This window comes from Leucobacter albus (assembly GCF_039528015.1).
Lineage (GTDB): Bacteria > Actinomycetota > Actinomycetes > Actinomycetales > Microbacteriaceae > Leucobacter > Leucobacter albus.
Genome location: NZ_BAAAKZ010000003.1, coordinates 581,542 through 604,731, shown reverse-complemented (window position 1 = coordinate 604,731; position 23,190 = coordinate 581,542). Strand labels below are relative to the sequence as shown.

Annotated in this window: 20 protein-coding genes, 2 tRNA genes and 1 other RNA gene; 11 read left to right on the top strand and 12 right to left on the bottom strand. The window is 66.8% G+C overall.

Features of this window, described 5'->3' with window-relative positions:
• Window positions 1–14: 14 nt before the first annotated feature.
• The 6 genes from rnpB to ABD115_RS06390 form a co-directional block, all read right to left on the bottom strand.
• An RNA gene (gene rnpB, locus ABD115_RS06415) (RNase P RNA component class A) lies at window positions 15–395 on the bottom strand.
• A 50-nt stretch (window positions 396–445) separates the two neighbouring features.
• The gene (locus tag ABD115_RS06410) at window positions 446–1,174 is read right to left on the bottom strand and encodes a zinc ribbon domain-containing protein (protein ID WP_343959365.1); all 729 of its coding nucleotides are present in this window, start codon (window positions 1,172–1,174) and stop codon (window positions 446–448) included.
• A 9-nt stretch (window positions 1,175–1,183) separates the two neighbouring features.
• Window positions 1,184–2,053: a Nif3-like dinuclear metal center hexameric protein gene (locus tag ABD115_RS06405; RefSeq protein WP_343959363.1), complete on the bottom strand. Its 870-nt coding sequence runs from the start codon at window positions 2,051–2,053 to the stop codon at window positions 1,184–1,186.
• A 27-nt stretch (window positions 2,054–2,080) separates the two neighbouring features.
• Window positions 2,081–2,740 (bottom strand): methionine ABC transporter permease, encoded by a 660-nt coding sequence (locus ABD115_RS06400; RefSeq protein ID WP_343959361.1) that lies wholly within the window; start codon window positions 2,738–2,740, stop codon window positions 2,081–2,083.
• On the bottom strand, window positions 2,740–3,768 hold the full coding sequence (locus tag ABD115_RS06395) for a methionine ABC transporter ATP-binding protein (protein ID WP_343959359.1): 1,029 nt from the start codon (window positions 3,766–3,768) through the stop codon (window positions 2,740–2,742). Before ABD115_RS06395 ends, ABD115_RS06400 begins: the two co-directional genes overlap by 1 nt.
• 163 nt (window positions 3,769–3,931) lie before the next feature.
• Window positions 3,932–4,840, bottom strand: a complete 909-nt coding sequence (locus tag ABD115_RS06390; RefSeq protein WP_343959357.1) for a MetQ/NlpA family ABC transporter substrate-binding protein — start codon at window positions 4,838–4,840, stop codon at window positions 3,932–3,934.
• Between the two features lie 238 nt (window positions 4,841–5,078).
• Between ABD115_RS06390 and ABD115_RS06385 the strand changes: the two genes are divergently transcribed.
• Genes ABD115_RS06385 through ABD115_RS06375 form a run of 3 tightly spaced genes read left to right on the top strand, consistent with a single transcriptional unit; the run spans window position 5,079 to window position 8,074 of the window.
• Window positions 5,079–6,518 (top strand): glyceraldehyde-3-phosphate dehydrogenase, encoded by a 1,440-nt coding sequence (locus tag ABD115_RS06385; protein WP_343959355.1) that lies wholly within the window; start codon window positions 5,079–5,081, stop codon window positions 6,516–6,518.
• Between the two features lie 42 nt (window positions 6,519–6,560).
• A complete protein-coding gene (locus ABD115_RS06380) occupies window positions 6,561–7,412 on the top strand; it encodes a universal stress protein (RefSeq protein ID WP_343959353.1) in 852 nt (283 codons plus the stop codon).
• An 8-nt stretch (window positions 7,413–7,420) separates the two neighbouring features.
• On the top strand, window positions 7,421–8,074 hold the full coding sequence (locus tag ABD115_RS06375) for an MBL fold metallo-hydrolase (protein ID WP_343959351.1): 654 nt from the start codon (window positions 7,421–7,423) through the stop codon (window positions 8,072–8,074).
• A gap of 20 nt (window positions 8,075–8,094) precedes the next feature.
• Here ABD115_RS06375 and ABD115_RS06370 read toward each other — a convergent pair whose 3' ends face one another.
• Window positions 8,095–8,586, bottom strand: a complete 492-nt coding sequence (locus ABD115_RS06370) for a flavin reductase family protein (protein ID WP_343959349.1) — start codon at window positions 8,584–8,586, stop codon at window positions 8,095–8,097.
• A gap of 54 nt (window positions 8,587–8,640) precedes the next feature.
• Window positions 8,641–9,978, bottom strand: coding sequence for a DUF998 domain-containing protein (locus ABD115_RS06365; protein ID WP_343959347.1), 1,338 nt, complete (start codon window positions 9,976–9,978; stop codon window positions 8,641–8,643).
• A 68-nt stretch (window positions 9,979–10,046) separates the two neighbouring features.
• Between ABD115_RS06365 and ABD115_RS06360 the strand changes: the two genes are divergently transcribed.
• A tRNA-Val gene (locus tag ABD115_RS06360) sits at window positions 10,047–10,122 on the top strand.
• Window positions 10,123–10,299: 177 nt separating this feature from the next.
• Window positions 10,300–12,270 (top strand): BCCT family transporter, encoded by a 1,971-nt coding sequence (locus ABD115_RS06355; RefSeq protein WP_382389171.1) that lies wholly within the window; start codon window positions 10,300–10,302, stop codon window positions 12,268–12,270.
• 115 nt (window positions 12,271–12,385) lie between these two features.
• Here ABD115_RS06355 and ABD115_RS06350 read toward each other — a convergent pair whose 3' ends face one another.
• Window positions 12,386–12,847: a peroxiredoxin gene (locus ABD115_RS06350; protein ID WP_343959345.1), complete on the bottom strand. Its 462-nt coding sequence runs from the start codon at window positions 12,845–12,847 to the stop codon at window positions 12,386–12,388.
• 251 nt (window positions 12,848–13,098) lie between these two features.
• Here ABD115_RS06350 and aceE point away from each other — a divergent pair, with 251 nt between their 5' ends.
• From aceE to ABD115_RS06320, 6 genes are all read left to right on the top strand, one after another.
• Entirely contained in the window at window positions 13,099–15,825 is a 2,727-nt protein-coding gene (aceE, locus tag ABD115_RS06345) for a pyruvate dehydrogenase (acetyl-transferring), homodimeric type (protein ID WP_343959342.1), read from the top strand.
• Between the two features lie 12 nt (window positions 15,826–15,837).
• Complete coding sequence (locus ABD115_RS06340; protein ID WP_343959340.1) at window positions 15,838–17,052, top strand: PucR family transcriptional regulator; 1,215 nt, start codon at window positions 15,838–15,840, stop codon at window positions 17,050–17,052.
• A gap of 79 nt (window positions 17,053–17,131) precedes the next feature.
• A complete protein-coding gene (locus ABD115_RS06335; RefSeq protein ID WP_343959338.1) occupies window positions 17,132–18,049 on the top strand; it encodes an ACP S-malonyltransferase in 918 nt (305 codons plus the stop codon).
• Window positions 18,050–18,061: 12 nt separating this feature from the next.
• Window positions 18,062–19,069 (top strand): beta-ketoacyl-ACP synthase III, encoded by a 1,008-nt coding sequence (locus tag ABD115_RS06330; protein WP_343959872.1) that lies wholly within the window; start codon window positions 18,062–18,064, stop codon window positions 19,067–19,069.
• A gap of 108 nt (window positions 19,070–19,177) precedes the next feature.
• Entirely contained in the window at window positions 19,178–19,426 is a 249-nt protein-coding gene (locus ABD115_RS06325) for an acyl carrier protein (protein WP_010157098.1), read from the top strand.
• Between the two features lie 134 nt (window positions 19,427–19,560).
• A complete protein-coding gene (locus ABD115_RS06320; RefSeq protein WP_343959335.1) occupies window positions 19,561–20,802 on the top strand; it encodes a beta-ketoacyl-[acyl-carrier-protein] synthase family protein in 1,242 nt (413 codons plus the stop codon).
• A gap of 105 nt (window positions 20,803–20,907) precedes the next feature.
• Here the strand turns inward: ABD115_RS06320 and ABD115_RS06315 are convergent.
• From ABD115_RS06315 to gmk, 3 genes are all read right to left on the bottom strand, one after another.
• Window positions 20,908–20,981, bottom strand: a tRNA-Ile gene (locus ABD115_RS06315).
• A gap of 226 nt (window positions 20,982–21,207) precedes the next feature.
• Window positions 21,208–22,200, bottom strand: coding sequence for a DMT family protein (locus ABD115_RS06310; protein ID WP_343959333.1), 993 nt, complete (start codon window positions 22,198–22,200; stop codon window positions 21,208–21,210).
• A gap of 66 nt (window positions 22,201–22,266) precedes the next feature.
• Entirely contained in the window at window positions 22,267–23,169 is a 903-nt protein-coding gene (gmk, locus tag ABD115_RS06305; protein ID WP_343959331.1) for a guanylate kinase, read from the bottom strand.
• Window positions 23,170–23,190 lie beyond the last annotated feature (21 nt).

Genomic DNA, 23,190 nt, shown 5'->3' with positions numbered 1-23,190 from the left:
CTCAGCGCAGCGGGCGGAATGGGCCGGCTGTACGCCGGGTTCTGTCCCACCGGCCGAGGCCGGCTTAGACGGTCATCTCTCTCGGGGCACTGTTGCCAGTACCCTCTAGCGGCCTACCCGCAGACTCGGCGGGGCGCGTCATCGTCTGCTGTCTGGCCTTGCTCCGAACGAGGTTTACCTGGCCGCTCGTGTTACCACGAACGCCGGTGGGCTCTTACCCCACCCTTTCAGCCTTACCCGCCGTGGCGAACCACGGCTGGCGGTCTACTCTCTGTTGCACTTTCTCGCGGGTTACCCCGGGTGGGTGTTACCCACCGTTCTCCCCTGCGGAGCCCGGACGTTCCTCGGCACGTCGCCACCGAGGTGACGCGTGACGCAACCGTCCACCGGCCCATTCCGCTCTCAAGTCTAGCGGAGCGGCAGCAGCGCTGCCGCGAAGCGCGGCCTATTCGTCGATCACCCGCACGAGAATCGCGCCGGTTTCGGGGCAGAACACGATCTCGTCCTCGGGAGCCGCCTTGATCGTCGACAGATCGGCAGGGCTCAGCGCCATGCCGCTTGCCTCAGACACCCCAGCTCGCAGACGTGCGGCCCCGATGCCCACCTGGGCGCGGGTCTTCTCGTAGAGCGCCAGCAGGTCGCCCCGCACCTCTGCGGCAAGGCCCGCGCGCTCGGTCTCTGCCGCGCCGCGGTCGCTTTCGGTTTGCGCCTCGGCTGCCGCGATGCGCTCGTTGATGCCTGCCCGCCGCTCGTCGACTCCGGCGAGCACCCGCTCGGCTTCGGAGAACACACCCTCGGCCGCCTCGGCGACCTCCATCGCCTCAAGCTGACGTTCTTCGAGCTCGCCCTTGCGGCGCCCGAGCGTGTCGAGCTCAGACTGCAGCGCGACGGCCTCTTTACTCGACGTGCTCGCGGCGAGCATCTCGTTGTCGCGCGCAACGCGCTGCTCAACAACCTCGACATCCGATTCGATGCGCGTGAGCTCGAGCCTGCGCGCGTCGAGCTCCCGCTGCGCGTCCATGTACGTGTTGCGCACCTGCTCGCGCTCAGTCTCGAGCGCGGTGAGTTCAGCCCGCTCCGGGAGCTGCTCGTTGCGCTTGCGCAGCCGGGCGAGCGTGTGGTCGAGCCGCTGGAGGTCGAGCAGCATGAGCTGCTGGCGAGGGGTAGCCTTCATACAACCAGCTTACTCTGCGCCGACCGCGCTTCCCGGGCGAGCCCCGACAGAAAAGCTCCACGGGTCGGTACAGAGCTCGCTCACGCGGAACTCGACCCCGGGAAGCCGCGAACTCAGCTCGTCGGCAGCGCCGCGCAACCACAGCGACTCGCTCGCCCAGTGGGCCACATCGATGAGGGCTGGGCCGCCAGCGACGGCGGCGAGCTCGAGCGCCTCCTGCGCCGGGTGGTGCCGCAGATCAGACGTTAGGTAGACATCTGCCGCGCGAACGGCCGGGTGGTCAAGCAGGCTGTCGCCCGCACCGCCGAGCAGGGCGATCGACCGCACCTGCCGATCCGCCTCCCCCGCCACGCGCACGCCGCTGACGGTCGCGGGCAGCATGGCCGCCACGAGCTCGGCGAACTCGCGCAGCGACATCGGGCGCGGCAGCGTGCCGACCCGGCCAATTCCGATCGCGGCGTCGCTCGCGTGCGGCACGATCGGGGTTGCGCCCTCGAGCCCGAGCCTGTTTGCGATCACGTCAGAGACGCCGCCCGCGGGCTGATCGGCGTTGGTGTGTGCGGCGAGGAGCGCGCAATTCGCGCGAATGAGCGACGCGAGCAGCGCACCCTTTCCCGTGTCCTCGGCGACCGTGTGGATCCCCCGAAGCAGCAGCGGGTGGTGCGTGATGAGCGCGTCGGCCTGCCACGCAACGGCCTCACCCACCGTCGCCTCGACCGCGTCGACGGCGAGCAGCACGCGCCTGAGCGGCGCGTCGTTGCGGCCCGTCACCAGCCCGACGCGATCCCACGACTCTGCGGTGTCTACGGGCCACATGGCCTCGGTTTCGCGGCGAAGATCGGCGAGGGTGTGTGGCGTCAATGGCGTCGATGGCGTCATGCGACCAGCGTATCGCCTGCTTCGGCGCTACCGCCGCAGCAGCCGGCGCGACACCAGGTTGCCGACGAGCTGCGCGAGCTGCACCAGAATGATGATGAGCAGCACAGCCGACCAGGTCACCCACGGATTGAACTGCCTGAAGCCATACTTCAGCGCGAAGTCGCCGAGGCCTCCTGCGCCGACCGCTCCCGCCATCGCCGACATGTCGACGACCGCGATAAAGGCGAAGGTGTAACCGAGCACGAGCGGGCCAAGCCCCTCGGGAATGAGCACCGTTGTAATGATGCGGAACGGGCCAGCCCCCATGGCTCGCGCGGCCTCGATCTGCCCGGGCGGCACAGTGAGCAGGTTTTGCTCGACGAGGCGAGCGATGCCGAACGAGGCCGCGAAGATCAGGGTGAAAATGAGTGCCGGATCGCCGATGCCCGTGCCCGTAATGAGTCGCGCGAGCGGCATCAGGCCGACGACCAGAATAATGAACGGGATCGGCCGGAAGAAGTTCACGAGCACGTTGAGCACCCAGTAAGTCGGCTTGTTCTCGAGCAGCCCACCCGTTCGCGTCGTGGTGAGCAGCACCCCGATGACCAACCCGACAACCCCGCCGATGAGCATCGCCAGGCCGACATACAGCAGCGTTTCGAGCGCGGCCTGGCCGAGCGCCGGCAGAAGTTCGATGAGACGATCCATTATGCGAGTACCTCCAACTCGGCGTGCTGCGCGAGCGCGGCGATCGCGTGCTCGACCTGCAGCCCCTCGCCAATCAGCTCGAGCGTAAGTTTGCCGAACGAACGCCCGCCGACATCGGTGATGCCGCCGTGCACGATACTCACGCCAACGCCACGGTCTGCGAGCGTCTGGAACACGACCGGCTGGTCTGCGCTGCCGTCGCGGAACGTGAGCGTCACGAGCTTGCCGCGGTGCTTTTCGCGCAGCTCGCGCAGGTGCGTCGCGCTCGGCTCCGTTGGCAGGGCTGTCGAGACGAACCGGCGGGTGGTGTCGGTCTGCGGGTTCGAGAACACTTCGAAGACCTCGCCCTGTTCGACGGCCCTGCCGCCCTCCATAACGGTGACCCGCTGCGCGATCTCGCGCACGACGTCCATCTCGTGGGTGATGAGGAGAATCGTGATGCCGAGCTCGGAGTTCACCCGGCTGAGCAGCTGCAGCACCTCGCGCGAGGTGTCGGGGTCGAGCGCGCTCGTCGCCTCGTCGGCGAGCAGCAGCCCGGGGTTCGTCGCGAGCGCGCGGGCGATGCCGACGCGCTGCTTCTGGCCACCCGAGAGCTGTTCGATGTGAAAGTCGGCGTGGTCGGCAAGCCCGACAAACTCAAGCAGCTCGCGCACCCGCCCGGCCCGCTCGGCCCGCGGCGTGCCGGAAACCGCGAGCGGGTATTCGACATTTTTCGCGACCGTCTTTGAGTGGAACAGGTTGAACTGCTGAAAGATCATGCCGATGCGCGAACGCACGGCGCGAAGCTGCCCCTCGGAGTAACCGGTGATGTCTTCGCCGTCGATGATCACGCGACCGCTCGTGGCGCGCTCGAGGCCATTCACGAGCCGCAGCAGGGTGCTCTTGCCCGCCCCCGAGTAGCCGATAACCGCGTGAATCTCGCCCGAGGCTACCTCGAGGGTCACGCCATCGACGGCGGTAGTTTCAGATCCGGAGCGGCCGCGCGCGGGGTATCGCTTGCCGACCGAATGGAGTTCAACGCGGGTCATGAGATTCGAGCTTACTTGTTAGTTGGTATGAGCTATGACGGGAGGGGCGCGAGCGGGGCGGGGCGAACACACCCCGGGCATACACCACAGGCCGGGTCGCGCCGCTGCGGCTGCAGCGTCACGACCCGGCCCTGGGTCTTATGCTCGTGAGTGCCCGCCCCGACTACTTGGTTGCGCGGTAGCTCTCTTCGGCCTCGGCGAGGGTGTCGGCGAGCTCTGCCTGGGTAAGCTTTGCGAGCACCGCGCCGTCGCCGACGTAGTCCTTGAGCGCGGCCTGCACCTTCTCGTTCGTCTGGTAGATCTCGACGAGCTTGAGGTAGGTCTTGTTGTCTTTGTCTTCGGCGCGGGCGGCGAAGATGTTCGTGTACGGCAGCACCGCGGGGTCGTCTGCGCTGTCGGAGCCGAGCGAGTCTGCGAAGTCGAGGCCCGCTGGCTCGACGTAGTCGTTGTTGATGACGCCGGCGTCGACGTCGGGCAGCGACGCTGGAATGAGCTCGGCGCCGAGTTCGGTCACCTTCACGCGGGAGTTCTCGGCGACGATGTCGCTCGCGTCAGAGGTTGCGCTGCCGCCGTCTTTCAGCTCAATGAGGCCGAGCGACTGCAGTACAAGCAGCGCACGAGCGCGGTTCGACTCGTCGTTCGGAATCGCGACGGTGCCGCCCTCGGGGATGTCTTTGATGTCGTCGTACTTCTCGGAGAACACGTTGAGCGGGTACACGACCGTCGAGCCGAGCGCGACGAGATCATCGTTTGCCTCGACGTTGTGGTTCGCCAGGTAGATGATGTGCTGGAACTGGTTGAGATCGAGGTCTCCGGCCGACAGAGCGGGGTTCGGCTGCGGGTAGTCGTTGAAGTCGACGATCTCGACCTCGATGCCCTCGGCAGCGGCCTCCTCAACGAATACCTCCCAGTAGGGCTGCCCGCCGGGAACGACGCCGATGCGCACGGGGCCCTCGGAGGTGCCGCCGTCGCCGCTCGAGGCCGGCTCCGAGGCGCAGCCGGTGAGTGCGGTGGCGGCGATAGCGAGGGCCGCAATCGAAGCGGCGATAACGCCGCGCTTCTTCAGAGACATGATGTTCCTTTGGGGTTGTTGCTCGGAGACTGGGAGGGATGTGGCAGGAATCTTGCGCCGTGGCAAGAATCACTATGTGCCATCCGTTACTAGACAATCCTCACCGGAACTCGCCAAATCCCCCAATCGGAGCGTCACATAGCGTCATGCGCATGGGATACTGAGGGCGAATCACTCAGCAAGTCGGGGGCAAAACACATCGGCGCCCGATTGACGTCGGAAGGAACCGTCGGTTCACATGAATCAGCCCACCACTGACCACCTCGAAGCCTGGAACACAAAGCAGGCGCTGGCGGAGCGAATGATTCCGCTCATCGGTCAGTTGTACCGCGAACACGACATCGTCATGTCGGTGCACGGCCGCAGCCTCATCGGCCGTTCGGCAATCGACATCATTCGCGCCCACAGCTACGCGCGCAAGATCGACGACGCCGAACTGTCGATCGCTGAGACCTCGGCGATCGTCGAGGCACTCACCGCGATCCAGCCCGGCCCGGTCTCGCTCGACCTTGCACTGCTCGCGAATGGCTTCCGCGCTTCCTCCTCAAGCGACCTCGAGGGCTACCTGCGCACCGAGCTGGCGCCCGCACTCGACGCAAAGCCGGCCTCGGGCCGCGATGTCGTGCTCTACGGCTTTGGTCGCATCGGCCGCCTGCTGGCCCGCATCATGATCGAGCACGCCGGCAGCCACAACGGCCTGAACCTGCGCGCCATCGTTGTGCGCAAGAACGGCGAACACGATCTCGTCAAGCGCGCCAACCTGCTGCGCCGCGACTCCGTGCACGGCCCCTTCAACGGCACCATCAAGGTACTCGAAGACGAGAACGTCATTCTCGCCAACGGCGTGCGCATTCAGGTGATCTACTCGAGCGACCCCGCCGACGTCGATTACACGAGCTACGGCATCGAAGACGCCATTCTCGTCGACAACACCGGCCGCTGGCGCGATGCCGAGGGGCTCGGCCAGCACCTGAAGAACTCGGGCGTCTCGCGCGTCGTACTCACCGCACCGGGCAAGGGCGACCTGCTCAACGTCGTCTACGGCGTGAACAACGACAAGATCACCGACGCCGACACGATTCTCTCGGCCGCGTCGTGCACCACGAACGCGATCACCCCCGTGCTCAAGGTCATGAACGACACCTTTGGCGTCACGCAGGGTCACGTCGAGACCGTGCACTCGTACACGAACGACCAGAACCTCATCGACAACTTCCACTCGGGTGACCGCCGCGGGCGTTCGGCAGCGTTGAACATGGTGCTCACCGAGACCGGGGCGGCGAAGGCCGTGGCGAAGGCCCTGCCAGAGTTCGAGGGCAAGCTCACGGGCAACGCGATTCGCGTGCCTACGCCCAACGTGTCGATGGCCGTGCTGAACCTGCAGCTCGAGCGCGAGACCACCACCGAGGAGCTGAACGCGCTGCTCGAGCAGGTGTCGCTCACCGGGAGCCTGCGCACCCAGATCGATTACGTCGAGTCACCCGAGATCGTCTCGACCGACTTCGTCGGCTCGAACCGCGCCGGCATCGTCGACGGCCTCGCAACGATCGTCACGGGCAAGACCGCAGTGCTCTACGTCTGGTACGACAACGAGTACGGCTACAGCTGCCAGGTCGTTCGCGTCATCGAGCAGCTTGCGGGTGGCCACCCGCTCCAGCTTCCGGTACTTTCCAAGTAGGCGGAACACAGAACATCCACCCGAAACAGGAAGGAACTCGCCATGTCCGAGAAATACCTCATTGGCGTTGATGGATCAGACCACAGCCGGGCCGCACTGAAGTGGGGTCTGGCCCGCGCGACAGAGCGCGGGGCGACGGTCGAGCTCATTCACGTTGCAGACGACTCCTTCCTCTCAGAGAGCGTTGCGTTTCTCTCTGAGGCGCAGGCCGCCTCGGAGCAGATGCTCGCTCACGAGATCGAGCGCGCCCGCACCGAGCTCGGGTTTTCGGGCGAGATCTCGGGGTCGGCCGTCGTCGGGCACCCGATCGCCGAGGTCGAGGCCGCCTCGAAGCACGCCGATCTGCTCGTGCTCGGGGCGCACACCGGCGGCAAGTTTGCCGGCTCGGTGTTCGGCACCCGCGCGGTGAAGATCGCCGCGGTCGCGCACTGCCCCGTCGCGGTTATTCCCGCCGAGCAAGGGGCGGCTGGCTCAGGCGTCGTCGTGGGCGTCGACGGGTCTGAGGCCTCGAAGCGTGCCATCGCGTTCGCCGCCGAAGAAGCGTCGTTCCGTGGCGTGCCGCTCGTGGCCGTCTACGCGTGGATGCCGCCGCTCACCCCGGGCCTCGAGTACCTCTGGAGCGAGGAGCTCGTCACCGCGCAGCAGTCGGCCGCCGAGGAGTCGATCGCGATCGGCACCGCGGGTCTCGCGGAGCGCTACCCCGACCTCGAGGTGCGACGCGAGATCGTGCAGGCTCCCCCGGTGACCGCGCTGCTCCAGGTCGCTGAGAACGCGGAGATGGTCGTCGTCGGCAGCCGCGGGCGCGGTGGCTTCTCGCGTCTGCTCCTTGGCTCGGTCAGCCACGGGGTGCTCAACGCGCTGCCGTGCACCACCGTGGTCACCCGCGCGGAGTAGTCGCGGGTATGACCGACGAGCTGCAGATTCACCGGGTCGTCACGTCTGGGGTACTCGGGGCAGGCCGCCCCGAGTACCCGCCGGGCGGGGTGCCGATCGAGAACAACGTGTTCGTCGTCGGCGACGACAGCTCGGCGCTCATCATCGATGCAGCGCACGACGCCGAGGCCGTCGCTGCCGCCGTTGGAGCGCGCGATCCGCTCGGCATCCTGCTCACCCACGGCCACGAAGATCACGTGAACGCGGCAATCGCGCTCGCCGATCGGCTCGACACACACCTCTACCTGCACCCCGCAGACCTGTTTCTCTGGGAAGAGACGCACGGCGTCGATCGCCTGCCTGATTTTGAACTCGCCGATGGCGCCGTCTTTTCGGTCGGTGGCCACGAGCTCGCGACACTCCACACCCCGGGGCACACCCCGGGGTCGGTGTCGTTCTATGCCGGCTCGATCGCGACGCTCTTTTCGGGTGACACCCTGTTTGAGGGCGGGCCAGGCGCGACCAGGTGGGAATACTCCGATTTTGCGCAGATCATCGAGTCGATCAACACCCGGTTGCTGACGCTGCCCGCCGTGACGACCGTGCACCCCGGCCACGGCGCAGCGACAACCGTAGGCGCCGAGTCGCCGCAGATCGCCGCCTGGCTCGAGCGCGGCTGGTAGCAGGGCCCGCCCGCGCCCCGCTAGATCGTTTCGCCGAGCCCGCGGAACGTGCGGTCGATGTAGCTCATCGGCTCGGCGGTTTCGCCGAAGTGCGCGTCGAGCACGCCCGCGACGACGATAACCGAGGAGCCGACCTCGAGCTGGTGCAGCGACCGGCACCTGAGCGCGACGCGCACGCCTCGCAGCAGCGGCTCCCCCGTCGGCAGCGTCTCCCACCCCTGCTCCTCGGTAAACCGCTCCGTGCCCGACACCGCGAACGTTTGCGCGATCTCGGCGTGGCGCGCATCGAGCAGGTGCACCACAAAGGAGTCGGCGTGGAGCACACCACCGGCGCTTCCGGTCGCCCGCGTGACAGAGAACGACAGCGCTGGCGGATCCACCGCGACCGATGCGACGCTCGACACGGTGAGCCCCACCGGCCCGTCGGGCGTCTGCGCCGTGATCAGGCCGACGCCCGCGGGGTGATCTCGAAAGGCCCGCTTCAGGGCATCGCCCGCTTCAAACTCGTTCATACAGGGTCGCCGCCGTTCTCGCGTTAGTTGTCGCGCGACCGCACTCGGCCCGCCTCACTCCCCAACCGGGCCACGCGCCCGGCTATTCCCGCGGGCGGCGTTCGGCCCCGCGAGCGCCCCGCCAGCAGCCCCGCCAGCAGCCCCGCCAGCCGCCTCGTGTGGCGCGATCGCGTACGCCCCAATCGTGCGCACGAACACCATCAGCCAGGCGAACAGCAGCGCGGCGGCCATGAACTCCGTGCCGGTGAGATTGTAGTAGCCGAACGGCACCCACAGCAGCACGGCGATGACGATGCTAACGACGACAATGAGCGAGAACACGACGAGCTCGCGCGGCACGTCTTCGATGCGCGCGAGCGATACCCACACGAACGCGCCGAACAGCACGAGCATGCCGCTCGCGGATCCCACGTGCACGACGATGTTCTCGGCATCCGGCACCGACCCAGCGATCGCCATGCAGAGACCAATGCCGGCGAACAGCCAGCAGAGCGCCCGCACGAGCCGCGGCTGCTCGACGCCGCGCGCGCGGAGCCCGCGGTGAACGTCGTTGCCGATGTAGTTTGCGAGCACCGTCAGCGCGAGGCCTGTGATGATCAGCGACACGTTGAAGCGATAGCCCGCGGCGCCGCCCTCGTTGCCGAGCTGCGAGAAGTGCAACTGCCACCACGAGGTGTCGGGAGAGGTGACCATGCTCGCCATGGTGCCGAAGAAGAGCTGCATTGTCGCGAGCAGCGCGACCGATTCAGCGGTGACGCGCGACCCGGCGAGCGCACCAAAATAGGTCATGGCAGCAGCAGCAGCCCCCGCGAGCACGCCGCCGCCGAGCGGGTCGACCGTGAGGCCGGTGAACCCGAGCGCAAACAACTCGGCGATTGCCATAATCGCAAGGTACGAGAGCATGCCGAAGGCGACCGTGAGTACCACGACGTCGAACGCCTGTTTCGCTCGCGGCAACCGTCTGCGCCATGCGGCTCGCCCACGGTGGGCCTCAAGAAGGAACGACACCGCAAATGCGCTCCCCGCGGCCGCGCCCGCGCACCAGGCGCCGATGCTCCCGAGCGAGCCCTCGCCCGCGAGGGGCACCCTGCCGCCCGAGATGAGGGCAGCCGTGAGCAGCCCTGCGATCGCGAAGGCAGCGACCGCGAACCGGGTAGCGCGCGATTCGATCGTTGCGGATCCGCTGCCGGCCCACGCGCCCGCGCCACCACGGCTGGCGGCCTGTCCCGTGCCGAGCGATGCCGCGCCACGCCCGCGCGCGCCCCGAGCCTCAGCAGCAATTTGCGGCGCGGACTCTGAGCGATCTCCGGTGGCGGCGCCCGCCGATCGCAACGGTGGCATAGGGTCTTGCGGGAACGCTGGCACGTCGACTCCGTTCGTTTGTGGCAACACGCGCGCTCCCGAATTCGTTTGCTGCGCGATTCCACACTAGACTGGTGGAGTTCGCTTACGCGAGCGGAGGGCCTGTAGCTCAGCTGGTAGAGCGCCACGTTTACACCGTGGATGTCGTCGGTTCGATCCCGGCCGGGCCCACCAAAATTTTCACTCACGCAGTCGCGCAGGGCTTTGCGACCCGCTAAGACTGTGCAAAGATAGTGCACTGCCTCGCCTTAGCGAGCAGCAATTTACCTCATCACAGTTGCGCATCAGGGGAAACTTCTTGAGGGAACTGCCCCGGTGTGTCACCCGACCCACCTTGACGGAGCTGATTCCGTGAGCTCAACAGAGCACACCATCCCAGACAATCTCGATCCGACAGCCTCGGGCCCGCATCTTGGCGACGGCCACCTCCCCACCGACGGCCAACCGCCACCGGCAGACGGGGCTGGGATCGAGCCACCGACCGCGACCGGCTCGCTCCTGCTTGAGCCGGGAGATCTCGAGCTCCCCGACACGGTGCACCTCCACGAGGCCGTGCAGATCAACGACGACGACAGTGACGAGCGAATCACTGCCAAGCTGCGCACTCACGGCGTGCGCATCGGTAGGGGAATGATCTCACCCAGGGTCTTCTGGCCCGCGCTGCTCATCATCCTCGCACTCGTCGCATACGCGGTGGTCTGGCCGAACTCCGCCGAATCGACATTCAGCGCGGTGCAGGGGTGGATCGTCAGCAATCTCGGCTGGTACTACATGCTCATCGTCGCAGCGTTTATTGCGATCGCAGCGACGCTCGGATTCTCACGGCTTGGCCGTATCAGGCTCGGCCGCGATGACGACGAGCCCGAGTTCGGCCTGCTGTCGTGGTTCTCGATGCTGTTCGCGGCCGGGATGGGCATCGGCCTGGTGTTCTACGGCGTCGGCGAGCCGCTCACCTACGCGACCGTCGACCCGAAGCCGGGCTGGGAGGGCAACCAGGCGCAGATTGCCGGCCTGGCGATGGCTCAGACATTCGTGCACTGGGGCATTCACCCCTGGGCTATCTACGCCATCATCGGCCTCTCAATCGCCTACGCGATTCATCGCAGGGGCCGGCCCGTCTCGATTCGCTGGGCGCTCGAACCGCTGTTCGGCGAGCGGGTCAAGGGGTGGACCGGCGATGTCATCGACATCCTCGCCATCCTCGGAACGGTGTTCGGCGTCGCGACGTCGCTCGGGCTCGGCGTGCAGCAGATCTCGGCCGGCATGCTCGAGATCGGCATCGTCGATCGCGTCGACAACACCACCCTCGTTGTGCTCATCATCGCCGTGACCCTCATCGCCATGATCTCCGTGATCAGCGGAATCGGCGCCGGCATGAAGTGGCTGTCGAACATCAACCTATCGCTCGCGGGCGCGCTGCTCATCTCCCTGCTGCTGCTCGGGCCAACGCTCTTCCTGTTCCAAAACCTCACCGAGTCCATCGGCTTCTACCTCGCAAACTTCATGCAGATGACGTTCGACGTCGGCGCGTTCCAGCGGGGCGAGGGAACGAGCTGGTTCGCGAACTGGACGATCTTCTACTGGGGGTGGTGGATCTCGTGGTCGCCGTTCGTCGGCATCTTCATCGCGCGCATCTCGCGCGGGCGCACGATCCGTGAGTTTGTCGCCGGGGTGATGCTCGTTCCGACGTTCGTCGGCATTCTCTGGTTCTCCGTGTTGGGCGGCAGCGGCCTGTTTCGGCAGTTCTTTGGCGCGGGCGACCTCGTCGAAGACGGGGAGCTCAACGTCGACAGCGTGCTGTTCAAGATACTCGGCGACCTGCCGCTCGGCACCGTGTTTTCGGTCGTCGGCATCCTGCTCGTCGCGATCTTCTTCATTACTTCGTCAGACTCGGGCTCGCTTGTCGTCGACATGCTCGCCTCAGGGGGCCACCCGAACCCGCCGACCTGGTCGCGCGTGCTCTGGTCGGTGATCGAGGGGCTCGTCGCGATCGCGCTGCTCCTCGCGGGCGGGCTGAAGTCGCTCCAGGCTGCGGCGCTGGCCACCGCGCTGCCGTTCAGCGTCATCCTGCTCCTCATGGCGTTCGCAACGATCCGCGCGCTGCGCATCGACGATCGCGTGCTCGAGCGCGCGGAGCGAACTGAGCGAATCGAGCGCCTCACCGAGCACATGACCACTCAGCTCGCCGAAAACATCGGCGAGCACCCCGCCATCGAAACCTACGTCGACGACAGAATCGACTACCGCATCTCGCGCACCCGCGCGGTGTTCCCGCCGCGCCGCTCGGCCCAGGGCCACCAGGGCAGGCAACAGAAGCAGTAGGCGCACGCCCGAACGCAGGCGCGGCCCACACCGAACTCGTGTCGGTGTGGGCCGCGCTGTGTATTGCGGGCGCCGCGTGTTGCTGGCGCCGTGGGCGTTCGCTCCGCCGCCGGCGCTACGCGATCGCCGCGATCGCCTCGCGGTAGGCGCCGAAGTCGCGCGCCTGGCCTGGGGCGGTCTCGAAGGACGCGAGCACCTTACGGCCCTCACCGATCACGAGGGTCGCGCGGGTGGCGATGCCAGCCTCTTCGACGAACACGCCGTACTCCTTCGCGACGGCGCCGTGCGGCCAGAAGTCGGAGAGAATCGAGAACTCGTAGCCCTCGGCCTCGGCCCACGCCTTCAGCGCGTACACGGAGTCGACCGAGACACCGACGAGGCGCACCTTGCTGTCTTCGAAGATCTGCAGGTTGTCGCGGAGCTCGCAAAGCTCGCCCGTGCAGATGCCCGAGAACGCGAGCGGGAAGAAGACGAGCGCCACTGGCCCCTCCGCAACGAGTTCGCTGAGCGTAAGCTCCTCACCGTGCTGGTCGGAAAGCGTGAAGTCGGGCGCGACCGCGCCAACTGCTAGAGCCATGTTCCATCAACCTTTCGAGCGCGCTGGCGCCCCTTCGCGAAAATCGTTCGCCCCCAGACTAGCGCCGCGCCGACCTGAAGATTGTTCGAGAATGACGAAGACACCCAATAGATTCGTCGATTGGTCGTGGATATTCGCTAGTCTGGGAGGTGCCCGCTAACCTGCGGGGCGTTTTATGAGTTGCGTGCTCAACAGGGGCTGAACCCACATGCCCATGCTTTGTGCGCGTGGTGGCGAATGGAGCACTTTCCGTGGCTGTGAACACACAAGATCCTTACTCCCAGGATCACGAAGACATGGATCCCGCCGAGACCGCCGAATGGCGCGAGTCACTTGACGGCGTTGTAGAGACGCACGGCCCAGGCCGAGGTCGCGAGATCATGACGAGCCTGCTCGAGCGTTCGCGCGAGCTGCACCTGAGCGTGCCGATGGTTCCGACAACCGACTACGTGAACACGATTGCGTCGGAGAACGAACCGGAGTTCCCCGGTGACCACGAGACCGAGCGGCAGTACCGCTCGTGGATTCGCTGGAACGCGGCAATGACCGTGCACCGTGCGCAGCGCCCGGGCATTGGCGTCGGCGGCCATATCTCGACGTACGGCTCAGCAGCATCGCTCTACGAGGTTGGCTTCAACCACTTCTTCCGCGGCCAAGACCACCCCGGCGGCGGCGACCAGATCTTCGTGCAGGGCCACGCCTCCCCCGGCATGTACTCGCGCGCCTTCCTCGAGGGGCGGCTCACCGCCGATCAGCTCGACGGCTTCCGGCAAGAGAAGTCGCACGCCCCCAACGCACTCCCGAGCTACCCGCACCCGCGGCTCGCGCCCGAGTTCTGGCAGTTCCCGACGGTGTCGATGGGCCTCGGCCCGATCAACGCTATTTACCAGGCTCAGGTGAACAAGTACCTCACGAACCGGGGCATCAAAGACACCAGCGACCAGCATGTCTGGGCGTTCCTCGGCGACGGCGAAATGGACGAGGTCGAGAGCCGTGGCCAGCTGCAGGTCGCGGCGAACGAGGGCCTCGACAACCTCACCTTCGTGGTCAACTGCAACCTGCAGCGCCTCGACGGCCCGGTGCGCGGTAACGGCAAGATCATCCAGGAGCTCGAGAGCTACTTCCGCGGCGCCGGCTGGAACGTCATCAAGGTCGTCTGGGGCCGCGAATGGGACGACCTGCTCGCACGCGATTCGAGCGGCGCGCTGCTGAACCTCATGAACACCACTCCCGACGGAGACTTTCAGACCTACAAGGCCGAGAGCGGCCTCTTCGTGCGCGAACACTTCTTCGGCCGCGACGAGCGCGCGCTCGACCTTGTCAAGGATTACACCGATGACCAGATCTGGGGCCTGCGCCGCGGCGGGCACGATTACCGCAAGGTCTACGCCGCGTACAAGGCAGCCATGGAGCACAAGGGTCGCCCGACCGTCATTCTCGCGAAGACGATCAAGGGCTACGGCCTCGGCCCGCACTTCGAGGGCCGCAACGCGACCCACCAGATGAAGAAGATGACGCTTGACGACCTCAAGCTGTTCCGCGACACCATGCACATCCCGATCACCGATGCGCAGCTCGAGGAGAACCCGTACCTCCCGCCGTACTACCACCCGGGCGAGAACGACCCGACGATCCAGTACATGCACGAGCGTCGCCGCGAGCTCGGCGGTTACCTGCCCGAGCGCCGCACGAAGCACGTCGACCTCGCCGTACCCGAGGCCAAGAGCTACGCGATCGCCGCGAAGGGCTCGGGTACGCAGGAGGCCGCGACCACCATGGTGTTCGTGCGCCTGCTCAAGGACCTCATGCGCGACAAGAACATGGGCGGCCGCTTCGTGCCGATCATCCCCGATGAGGCACGCACCTTCGGCATGGACTCCTACTTCCCGACGTCGAAGATCTACAACCCGCACGGCCAGAACTACACCTCGGTCGACCGCGAGCTGCTCCTCGCCTACAAGGAGAGCCCGCAGGGCGTGCTGCTGCACGTCGGCATCAACGAGGCGGGAGCGGCGGCCGCGTTCACGAACGTCGGTACGAGCTACTCGACCCACGGCGAGCCGCTCATTCCGATCTACATCTTCTACTCGATGTTCGGCTTCCAGCGCACCGGCGACGCGATCTGGGCGGCGGGCGATCAGATGGCGCGCGGCTTCATGATCGGCGCGACGGCCGGCCGCACGACGCTCACGGGCGAGGGCCTGCAGCACGCAGACGGCCACTCGCTGCTGCTCGCCTCGACGAACCCTGCTGTCGTCTCCTACGACCCGGCCTACGGCTATGAGATCGGGCACATCATGCGCTCGGGCATCGAGCGCATGTACGGCGGCGAGCACGAAGACCCGAACGTCATGTACTACCTCACGGTGTACAACGAGCCGATGATTCACCCCGCCGAGCCCGAGAACGTTGACGTCGACGGCATCGTACGCGGCCTGCACCGCGTGAGCGAGGCGAAGGCAGGCACGCACCGCGCGCAGATCCTCGCCTCCGGCGTCGCTGTGCCGTGGGCAATCGAGGCGCAGGAGCTCCTCGCGAAAGACTGGGACGTTGCCGCTGACGTCTGGAGCGTCACGAGCTGGGGCGAGCTCCAGCGCGACGGCCTCGCCGCCGAGCAGCACAACTTCGACAACTTCGGTGGCGAGCAGCGCACAGCGTACCTCACGGAGAAGCTCGCGAACGCTGAGGGCCCGAAGGTCGCTGTCAGCGACTGGACGCCCGAGGTGCCCGAGCAGATTCGCCCGTACGTTCCCGGTGACTACTCGGTGCTCGGCGCGAGCGGTTTCGGTTTCTCCGACACGCGCGCTGCCGCCCGTCGCTTCTTCAAGATCGATCGCGAGTCGCTCGTCGTGAAGGTGCTGCAGCGCCTCGCCGTCGAGGGGAAGATCGACAAGAGCGTCGCGGTCGAGGCCGCAGCGCGCTACCGCCTCGACGACGTGAACGCCGGCTCGACCGGCGGCGCGGGCGGAGACGCGTAACCAAGCGCTCGAATGAGTACACATAAAGATCAGGAACTCGCCTGGCTGCGCACGATTTCGGGCGAGCTGGCAACGCTGACGGTGACGCGGCTCGAGGACACGCTCCCCTGGTACGGGAGCATGCCCCCGAGCCGCCGCTCGGCCGTCGGTCTCGTCGCCCAGACCGGAATCAGCTCGTTCATTCAGTGGTACGAGAACCCCGGGTCGACGCCGTGGATCGCCTCCGACGTCTTCAGTTCTGCGCCGCGAGAGCTGCTGCGATCGATCAGCCTGCAGGAGACGCTGCAGCTCATCAGGGTCGTTGTCACGGTCGTCGAGGAGCGCGTCGCGCCGCGCAGTGACTCACTGCGCGAGGCAATTCTGCACTACTCGCGCGACGTGGCGTTCGCCGCGGCAGATGTGTACGCCAGGCAGGCTGAGGCCAGAGGCCTGTGGGATGCGCGGCTCGAGGCGCTCGTTGTCGATTCGATTCTCACGGGCGAATCCGACGACGAGCTGCCGAGCCGCATCGCCGCCCTCGGCTGGCACGGCGAGGGCGAGGCCGCCGTGCTGGTCGGCAGCGCCGAGCGCTCCGTCGATGTGGATCAGCTGCGTCGCACGGCCAGACACGCCGGCGCCGACGTGCTCATCGGCCTGCAGGGCACGCGGCTCGTGCTCGTGCTCGGCCGAATGGCGCCCCAGGCGAAAGACGCCGCGGCGGCAACGCCCGCTGTTCCCGAGGAGCCGCACAGGAGCTTCTTGCAGATCGCTGCAAAGCTCGCTGACGGTTTCGCAGACGGCCCGCTCGTGCTCGGGCCGACGGTCGACAACCTCATCGAGGCCTCCCGCAGCGCCCGCGCGGCGCTCGCCGGCGTGGCCGTCGCGCGTGCCTGGCGGCACGCCCCTCGCCCAGTGCTCGCCGACGATCTGCTGCCCGAGCGTGCACTCGCGGGCGATGGCCTCGCGCGGCGCACCCTCATCGAGCAGATCTACGAGCCCCTGCTGTCGCACTCGGCAGAACTCATGGAAACGCTCTGGTGCTACCTCGACAACGGCCGGTCGCTCGAGGCGACGGCCCGAGAGCTATTCGTTCACCCCAATACCGTGCGGTACCGCCTCAAGAAGGTGTCGGAGGTCATCGGCTGGAACGCAACTGGCGCGCGCGAATCGCTCATTCTGCAGTCTGCGCTCATCGCCGGTTCGATCGCCCAGCAGGGCGGCCGGCGCCCACCAAAACGAGGTTCATAGCAAGTTTCTACAATGGATCTTCGAATTTATCGTGGACTATATGCAGACACTTCGCGCCCCATCTGAGAAACTAAATGACGTGATTGTTATCGCCTGCCCGGGCCAGGGCTCCCAAACACCAGGTTTCCTCTCCGAGTGGATCGAGGATGCCGCGTCGCGCAGCTTCCTCGAGGCCGCGTCAGAGGCCTCCGGCGTCGATCTGCTGCTCCACGGCACCCAGAGCGATGCCGACACGATTCGCGCGACCGAGATTGCGCAGCCGCTCATCGTGGCCGCCTCGATACTGTCGTGGCGCGCGCTCGCTGCGCGAGCAGATCTGTCGACCGCTGGCGTCGCGGGCCACTCCGTCGGCGAGTTCGCCGCCGCCGCGATCGCCGGCGTGCTCACCGAGACTGACGCAATGCGCCTCGTCGGTGTGCGCGGTCGCGCGATGGCCGAGGCAGCGGCCGCGGAAGAGACCGGCATGTCGGCCGTCGTCGGAGGCATCGAGAGCGACGTACTCGTGGCTATCGAAGCCGCAGGCCTCACCCCGGCGAACCGCAACGGCGGCGGCCAGATAGTCGCCGCCGGCTCCCCCGCCGGGCTCGCCGCGCTCGCCGAGAACGCTCCGCGCGGAGCGCGGGTTATTCCGCTGCAGGTCGCGGGCGCATTCCATACGCCGTTCATGGCATCGGCGGTGCCCGTGCTTGCTGAGGCAGCTGCTGCAGTCGAGCTGAATGACCCGACGCGCAGGCTCTGGAGCAATGCAGACGGCGCGCTCGTGAGCTCCGGTGCCGCGTTTCGCGACTCGCTCGTCTCTCAGATCGCGAACCCGGTGCGCTGGGACGCCTGCATGGAATCGTTCACGTCAGCGGGCATCACCGGGCTCATCGAGCTCACCCCGGCCGGCGCACTTTCGGGCATCGCCAAGCGCGGCCTGAAGGGCGTGCCAACCGTCGCTGTTAAGACTCCGGCCGATCTCGAGGCTGCCGTGCAGCTCCTCGCAGACGCGGCCTGATCGAAAGGATTTATCGTGGCAACCCTCGTACAGCCCACCGGGCCGGCGCACACGCGCGTGCTCTCTGTCGGAGCCGCCCGCGGCGATCTCGATGTACCCAATGACGACCTCGTCGGCCCGATCGACTCGTCTGACGAGTGGATTCGTCAGCGCACCGGCATCGTGCAGCGGCGCAGGGCAAGCAAGGGCCTGAACGCCGTCGATCTCGCAGTCACTGCTGGCCGCGAGGCGATTGAGCGCTCTGGTCTCGCCCTCGAAGATATCGACGGCGTGATTATCTCGACGATCTCGAACGTCGCGGTGACCCCGTCGATGGCGGCACTCGCCGCGCACCAGCTGGGCCTCACGCCAGCGGCGGCCTTCGACATCTCTGCGGCATGCGCCGGCTACGTCTACGGCGTCGGCCAGGCCGATGCGCTCGTGCGCTCCGGTGTCTGCAAGAACGTCTTGGTCATTGGCGCCGAGAAGCTCTCCGACGTCGTCGACCCGACCGACAGGTCGATCTCGTTCCTGCTGGGCGACGGCGCAGGCGCTGTCGTCATCGGCCCGAGCGACCACACCGGCATCGGCCCGACAGTGTGGGGCTCGGACGGCGAGAAGTGGGACACGATCAGCATGACCTCGACGTTCGAGGAGTACCGCGAGGCTCCCGGCGTTGTCGCGTGGCCGACGCTGCGCCAAGACGGCCAGACGGTGTTCCGCTGGGCCGTGTGGGAGATGGCGAAGGTCGCCCGCAAGACCCTCGAGACTTCTGGCATCGAGCCGGGCGATCTCGCGGCGTTCATTCCGCACCAGGCCAACATGCGCATCATCGACGAGCTGGCGAAGCAGCTGAAGCTCCCCGAGACGGTCGCCATCGCGCGCGACATTGAGCTCCAGGGCAACACCTCGGCTGCCTCGATTCCGCTCGCGATGCACGCCCTGCTCGCCGAGCGCCCCGAGCTCTCTGGCGGGCTCGCCCTCACCATCGGTTTCGGCGCCGGGCTCGTCTATGGCGCGCAGATCATCGAGCTTCCGTAGCAGTCCGCTCTCGGCTCGCCCCGCGCGCCCTGTCGACTTCCCCGGTGAAGTTGCGAGAAACTACTGCACGAGGTTTACTACAAACCCCCATCAAATAAGGAGAATCCAATGGCATTCAGCAACGAAGAGGTCCTCGCTGGTCTCGCCGAGCTCGTCAACGATGAGACTGGGATCGCGGCCGACGTTGTCGCCCTCGACAAGTCGTTCACCGACGACCTCGACATCGATTCGATCTCGATGATGACCATCGTCGTCAACGCAGAAGAGAAGTTCGACGTAAAGATCCCCGACGAAGAGGTCAAGAACCTCAAGACCGTCGGCGACGCAGTCGACTTCATCGTCAAGGCCCAGGCCTAAGCGAAGCTTCCGCGGCGGGGTGGGGCGAGCTGCAGACGCAGCGCCCACCCCAGCCGCACGCTTCATCACACAGACTTTTTGGGACGCAGGCCCCACAAGGGCGGGTCCCCAGAGCCACGCGGAGAGCGCAACACATGAGCAAGAAGATCGTCGTCACCGGTATCGGTGCTAGTTCGCCACTTGGCGGAACCGCGAGCGAGAGCTGGGAGGCCCTGCTCGCAGGCGAATCTGGCGTGCGCACGATCGAGGCCGACTGGATCGAAAAGTACGATCTTCCCGTCTCGTTCGCCGGCCAGGCCCGCGTGCACCCAACCGAGGTACTCGAGCGCCCAGTCGCCAAGCGGCTCGACCCGTCGAGCCAGTTCGCCCTCGTCGCCGCGAAGGAGGCGTTTGCCGACGCTGGCTCGCCCGATGTGCACGCTGAGCGCCTAGGCGTCGATTGGGCGACCGGCATCGGCGGCATCTGGTCACTCCTCGATGCCTGGGACACCCTGCGCGAGAAGGGCCCACGCCGCGTTATGCCGCTCACGGTGCCCATGCTCATGCCCAACGCGCCGTCAGCCGCGATCTCGATGCACTTCGAAGCACGGGCGTTCGCCCGCACCGTCGCATCGGCGTGCGCGTCGAGCACGGAGTCGATTGCGAACGCCTACGAGCATCTTCAGCTTGGGCTCGCCGACGTCGTGATCGCGGGCGGATCCGAGGCCGCGATCCACCCCGTGACGCTCGCGTCGTTCTCGTCGATGCAGGCGCTCTCCCGGCGCAACGACTCCCCCGAGACCGCCTCGCGCCCATACAACACCGACCGTGACGGCTTTGTGATGGGCGAGGGTGCGGCAGCACTCGTGCTCGAGACCGAAGAGCACGCGCTCGCGCGCGGCGCGAAGATCTACGCCGAGATCGCTGGCGGCGGCGTCACCGCAGATTCCTACCACATCACCGCGAACGACCCCGAGGGCCACGGCGCGATTCGCGCGATGAAGCTTGCGCTGTCGCAGGCCGGGGCCCACCCCGAAGACGTCACTCACGTCAACGCCCACGCGACCTCGACGCCCGTCGGTGACATCAACGAGTACACCGCCCTGCTCGGCGTGTTCGGGGATCGCGCGCGCGAGATTCCCGTGTCGGCTACGAAGGCCGCGACCGGGCACCTGCTCGGCGGCACCGGTGCGCTCGAGGCGCTGTTCTCGGTGCTCGCGGTGCACCACCGCGTCGCTCCCCCGACGATCAACCTCGTCGACCAAGACCCCGAGATTCCGCTCATGGTCTCAGGCGGGCCGCAGCCGCTCCCCGAGGGCCCGCAGCTGGCAATCTCGAACTCGTTCGGGTTCGGTGGGCACAACGCGGTCGTAGCGATTCGCTCGTACGACTCCTAGCCTTCAAGCGAACGGCGTGTGGCCCGGTACCTTCGAGGTATCGGGCCACACGCCGTTCAGGGTTGGGCTGCGTGCACAACGAGAGCGCAGCTGCGACGAAAGAAGTAGGGCGTGCGGGGCTTGAACCCGCGACCGACGGATTATGAGTCCGGTGCTCTAACCAACTGAGCTAACGCCCCTCGGCAACCGCTCTAGTCTACTGGGTCTCAGGCGCCATCGCGTAGCGCGCCACCCCGTGGCCGGGCGCAGAGCTCCGTCGGGCCGGGCCCGCATCACAGAACGATTACGTTCCCGGCACGCGGTCGGCGCAGGCGATAGGGTTTCGGGCAGGGCTGCTGACAACGGCGTCGCCAGTCCGCCCTCTCCTGCAGTGCACGCCTGCCGCCCTCCGCGAGCAGCGGCGCGCTATTCTCGGTCGTCGATGGGAGTGACAACGGGCATCTTGCCCGTGTGCTCGAGCACCGACTTGCCGGTCTGCGGGTGAAACCGAGAGATGCCAATTACCCCGACCATCGCGGTGACGCCGGTGACGACGAACACCGCCGAAACCCAGAGCGGCGCGTGCGCGGCCTCGCCGAGGATCAGGATGCCGATGAACACGGCGACCATCGGGTCGATCACCGTCAACCCAGCGACGACGAGATCGGGCGGGCCAGAGGAGTACGCGTTTTGCACGAAGAGCATGCCGAGCAGCGCTCCTGCCGCGAGGGCGGCAACGCACAGCCAGGTCAGCCACTCGAAGTCGCCCTGCTGCAGGCGGCTGATCACGACCTTCGCAAACGTCGCGACAAAGCCGTACAGCACGCCGGCGCCGACAATGTAGATAAGCGCGATGCCGCGGTGCCGGTAGAGCACGAAGAGCGCGACCGCGAGCAGCAGCACCACGGCGAACGTGATGAGAATCGCGATGAGCTTCGCGTCAGTAACGACCTGGTCAGACACGTTGGTCGCGGCCACAAACACGAACACCGCAATGCTCACAACCGCGAGCGCGATCGAAGCCGTGACGCGCTTGCCGAGGCGCACCCCCGAGACGCGCGAGTTGAGCACCGAGGTGATGATGAGCCCGACTACGCCGATCGGCTGCACGATCGTAATCGGCGACAGTGCGAGCGATCCGAGCTGAAACACGACGGCAAGGCCGAGCAGCACAGTGCCGACAACCCACGATGGCCTGCGCAGCAGGCTGAGCATGTGTCGGAACGACAGTCCCGCGTGGGCGCTCGCCCCGACGATGCGCTCGACCTTGTTCAGCCCCCGCGACTGATACTGGGCGCCAAAGGCGAGCAGGGCAGCGCCGACGAGCGCGAGCGGAATGCCCCAGAATTGCCGCGGGTCGAGCGCACTGGCCGCAGCGATCTCCTGGAAGAAGCCGCCGGCCCCGAATACATCAGTCACCCTGTAACGGTACCCGACGCGCGGGCAGCGCGGGGCGCGCCGCGCGTGAATACTGGGGGCGAGTCGCTACTCCGCGCCCCGCATGAGCTGCACCAGCCGCTCAGCCGCGAGCTCGACCTCGTCGTTGACGATGATCTCATCGAACTCGTCTGCCGCGGCGAGTTCGATCTTCGCGGTTGCGAGGCGCCGAGCACGCTCCTCCTCGCCCTCGGTGCCGCGCCCAACGAGGCGCCGCACGAGCTCGTCCCAGCTCGGCGGTGCGAGGAAGACGAGCCGCGCATCAGGCATGCTCTGGCGCACCTGGCGGGCACCCTGTAGGTCGATCTCGAGGAGCACAACCTCGCCGCGCGCGCTGGCGTCAACGACCGGGCCGCGGGGCGTGCCGTAGCGGAACTTATTGTGCACGGTCGCCCACTCGAGCAGCTCGTCGGCGGCAAGCATGCGGTCGAAGTCTTCATCTGAAACGAAGAAGTAGTGCACGCCGTCAATCTCGCCCGGTCGCGGAGGGCGCGTCGTCGCAGAAACTGACAGCCGCACATCGGGGTGAGTATCGCGCACGTGCGTCGCAACGGTCCCCTTGCCGACGGCGGTCGGGCCAGCGAGCACCGTCAGCGGTGGTCGCTCCCCGCGTGGCAGCGCGCCGGAGCGCTCGCGCACGAACGATTCGAGCCGCTCGCGCTGGAGCGCCCCCAGACCCCCGAGACGCTTGCGCTCAGAGATCTGCAGGTCGTCGCGAATGCGCTCGGCCTTTACCTGCCCGATCGAGGGGAACGACAGCAGGTAGTCAGTGATGCGCAGGCTTGCAGCCGCGTGGCCCGGCACCTTCGAGTACTCGAGCACCTTCAGCGGCGAGATCTCGCCGCTGCGGAGCTTCCGCTTGAGCTCCGCGCGCGCCTGCCTCGCGGCGACCGCAGCGCGGTTGGCTGCGACCCTGTCTACCTCCGGCATTGCTGCCTGCTGATTCGTCATGATCTCCCGTATCGCACTCGT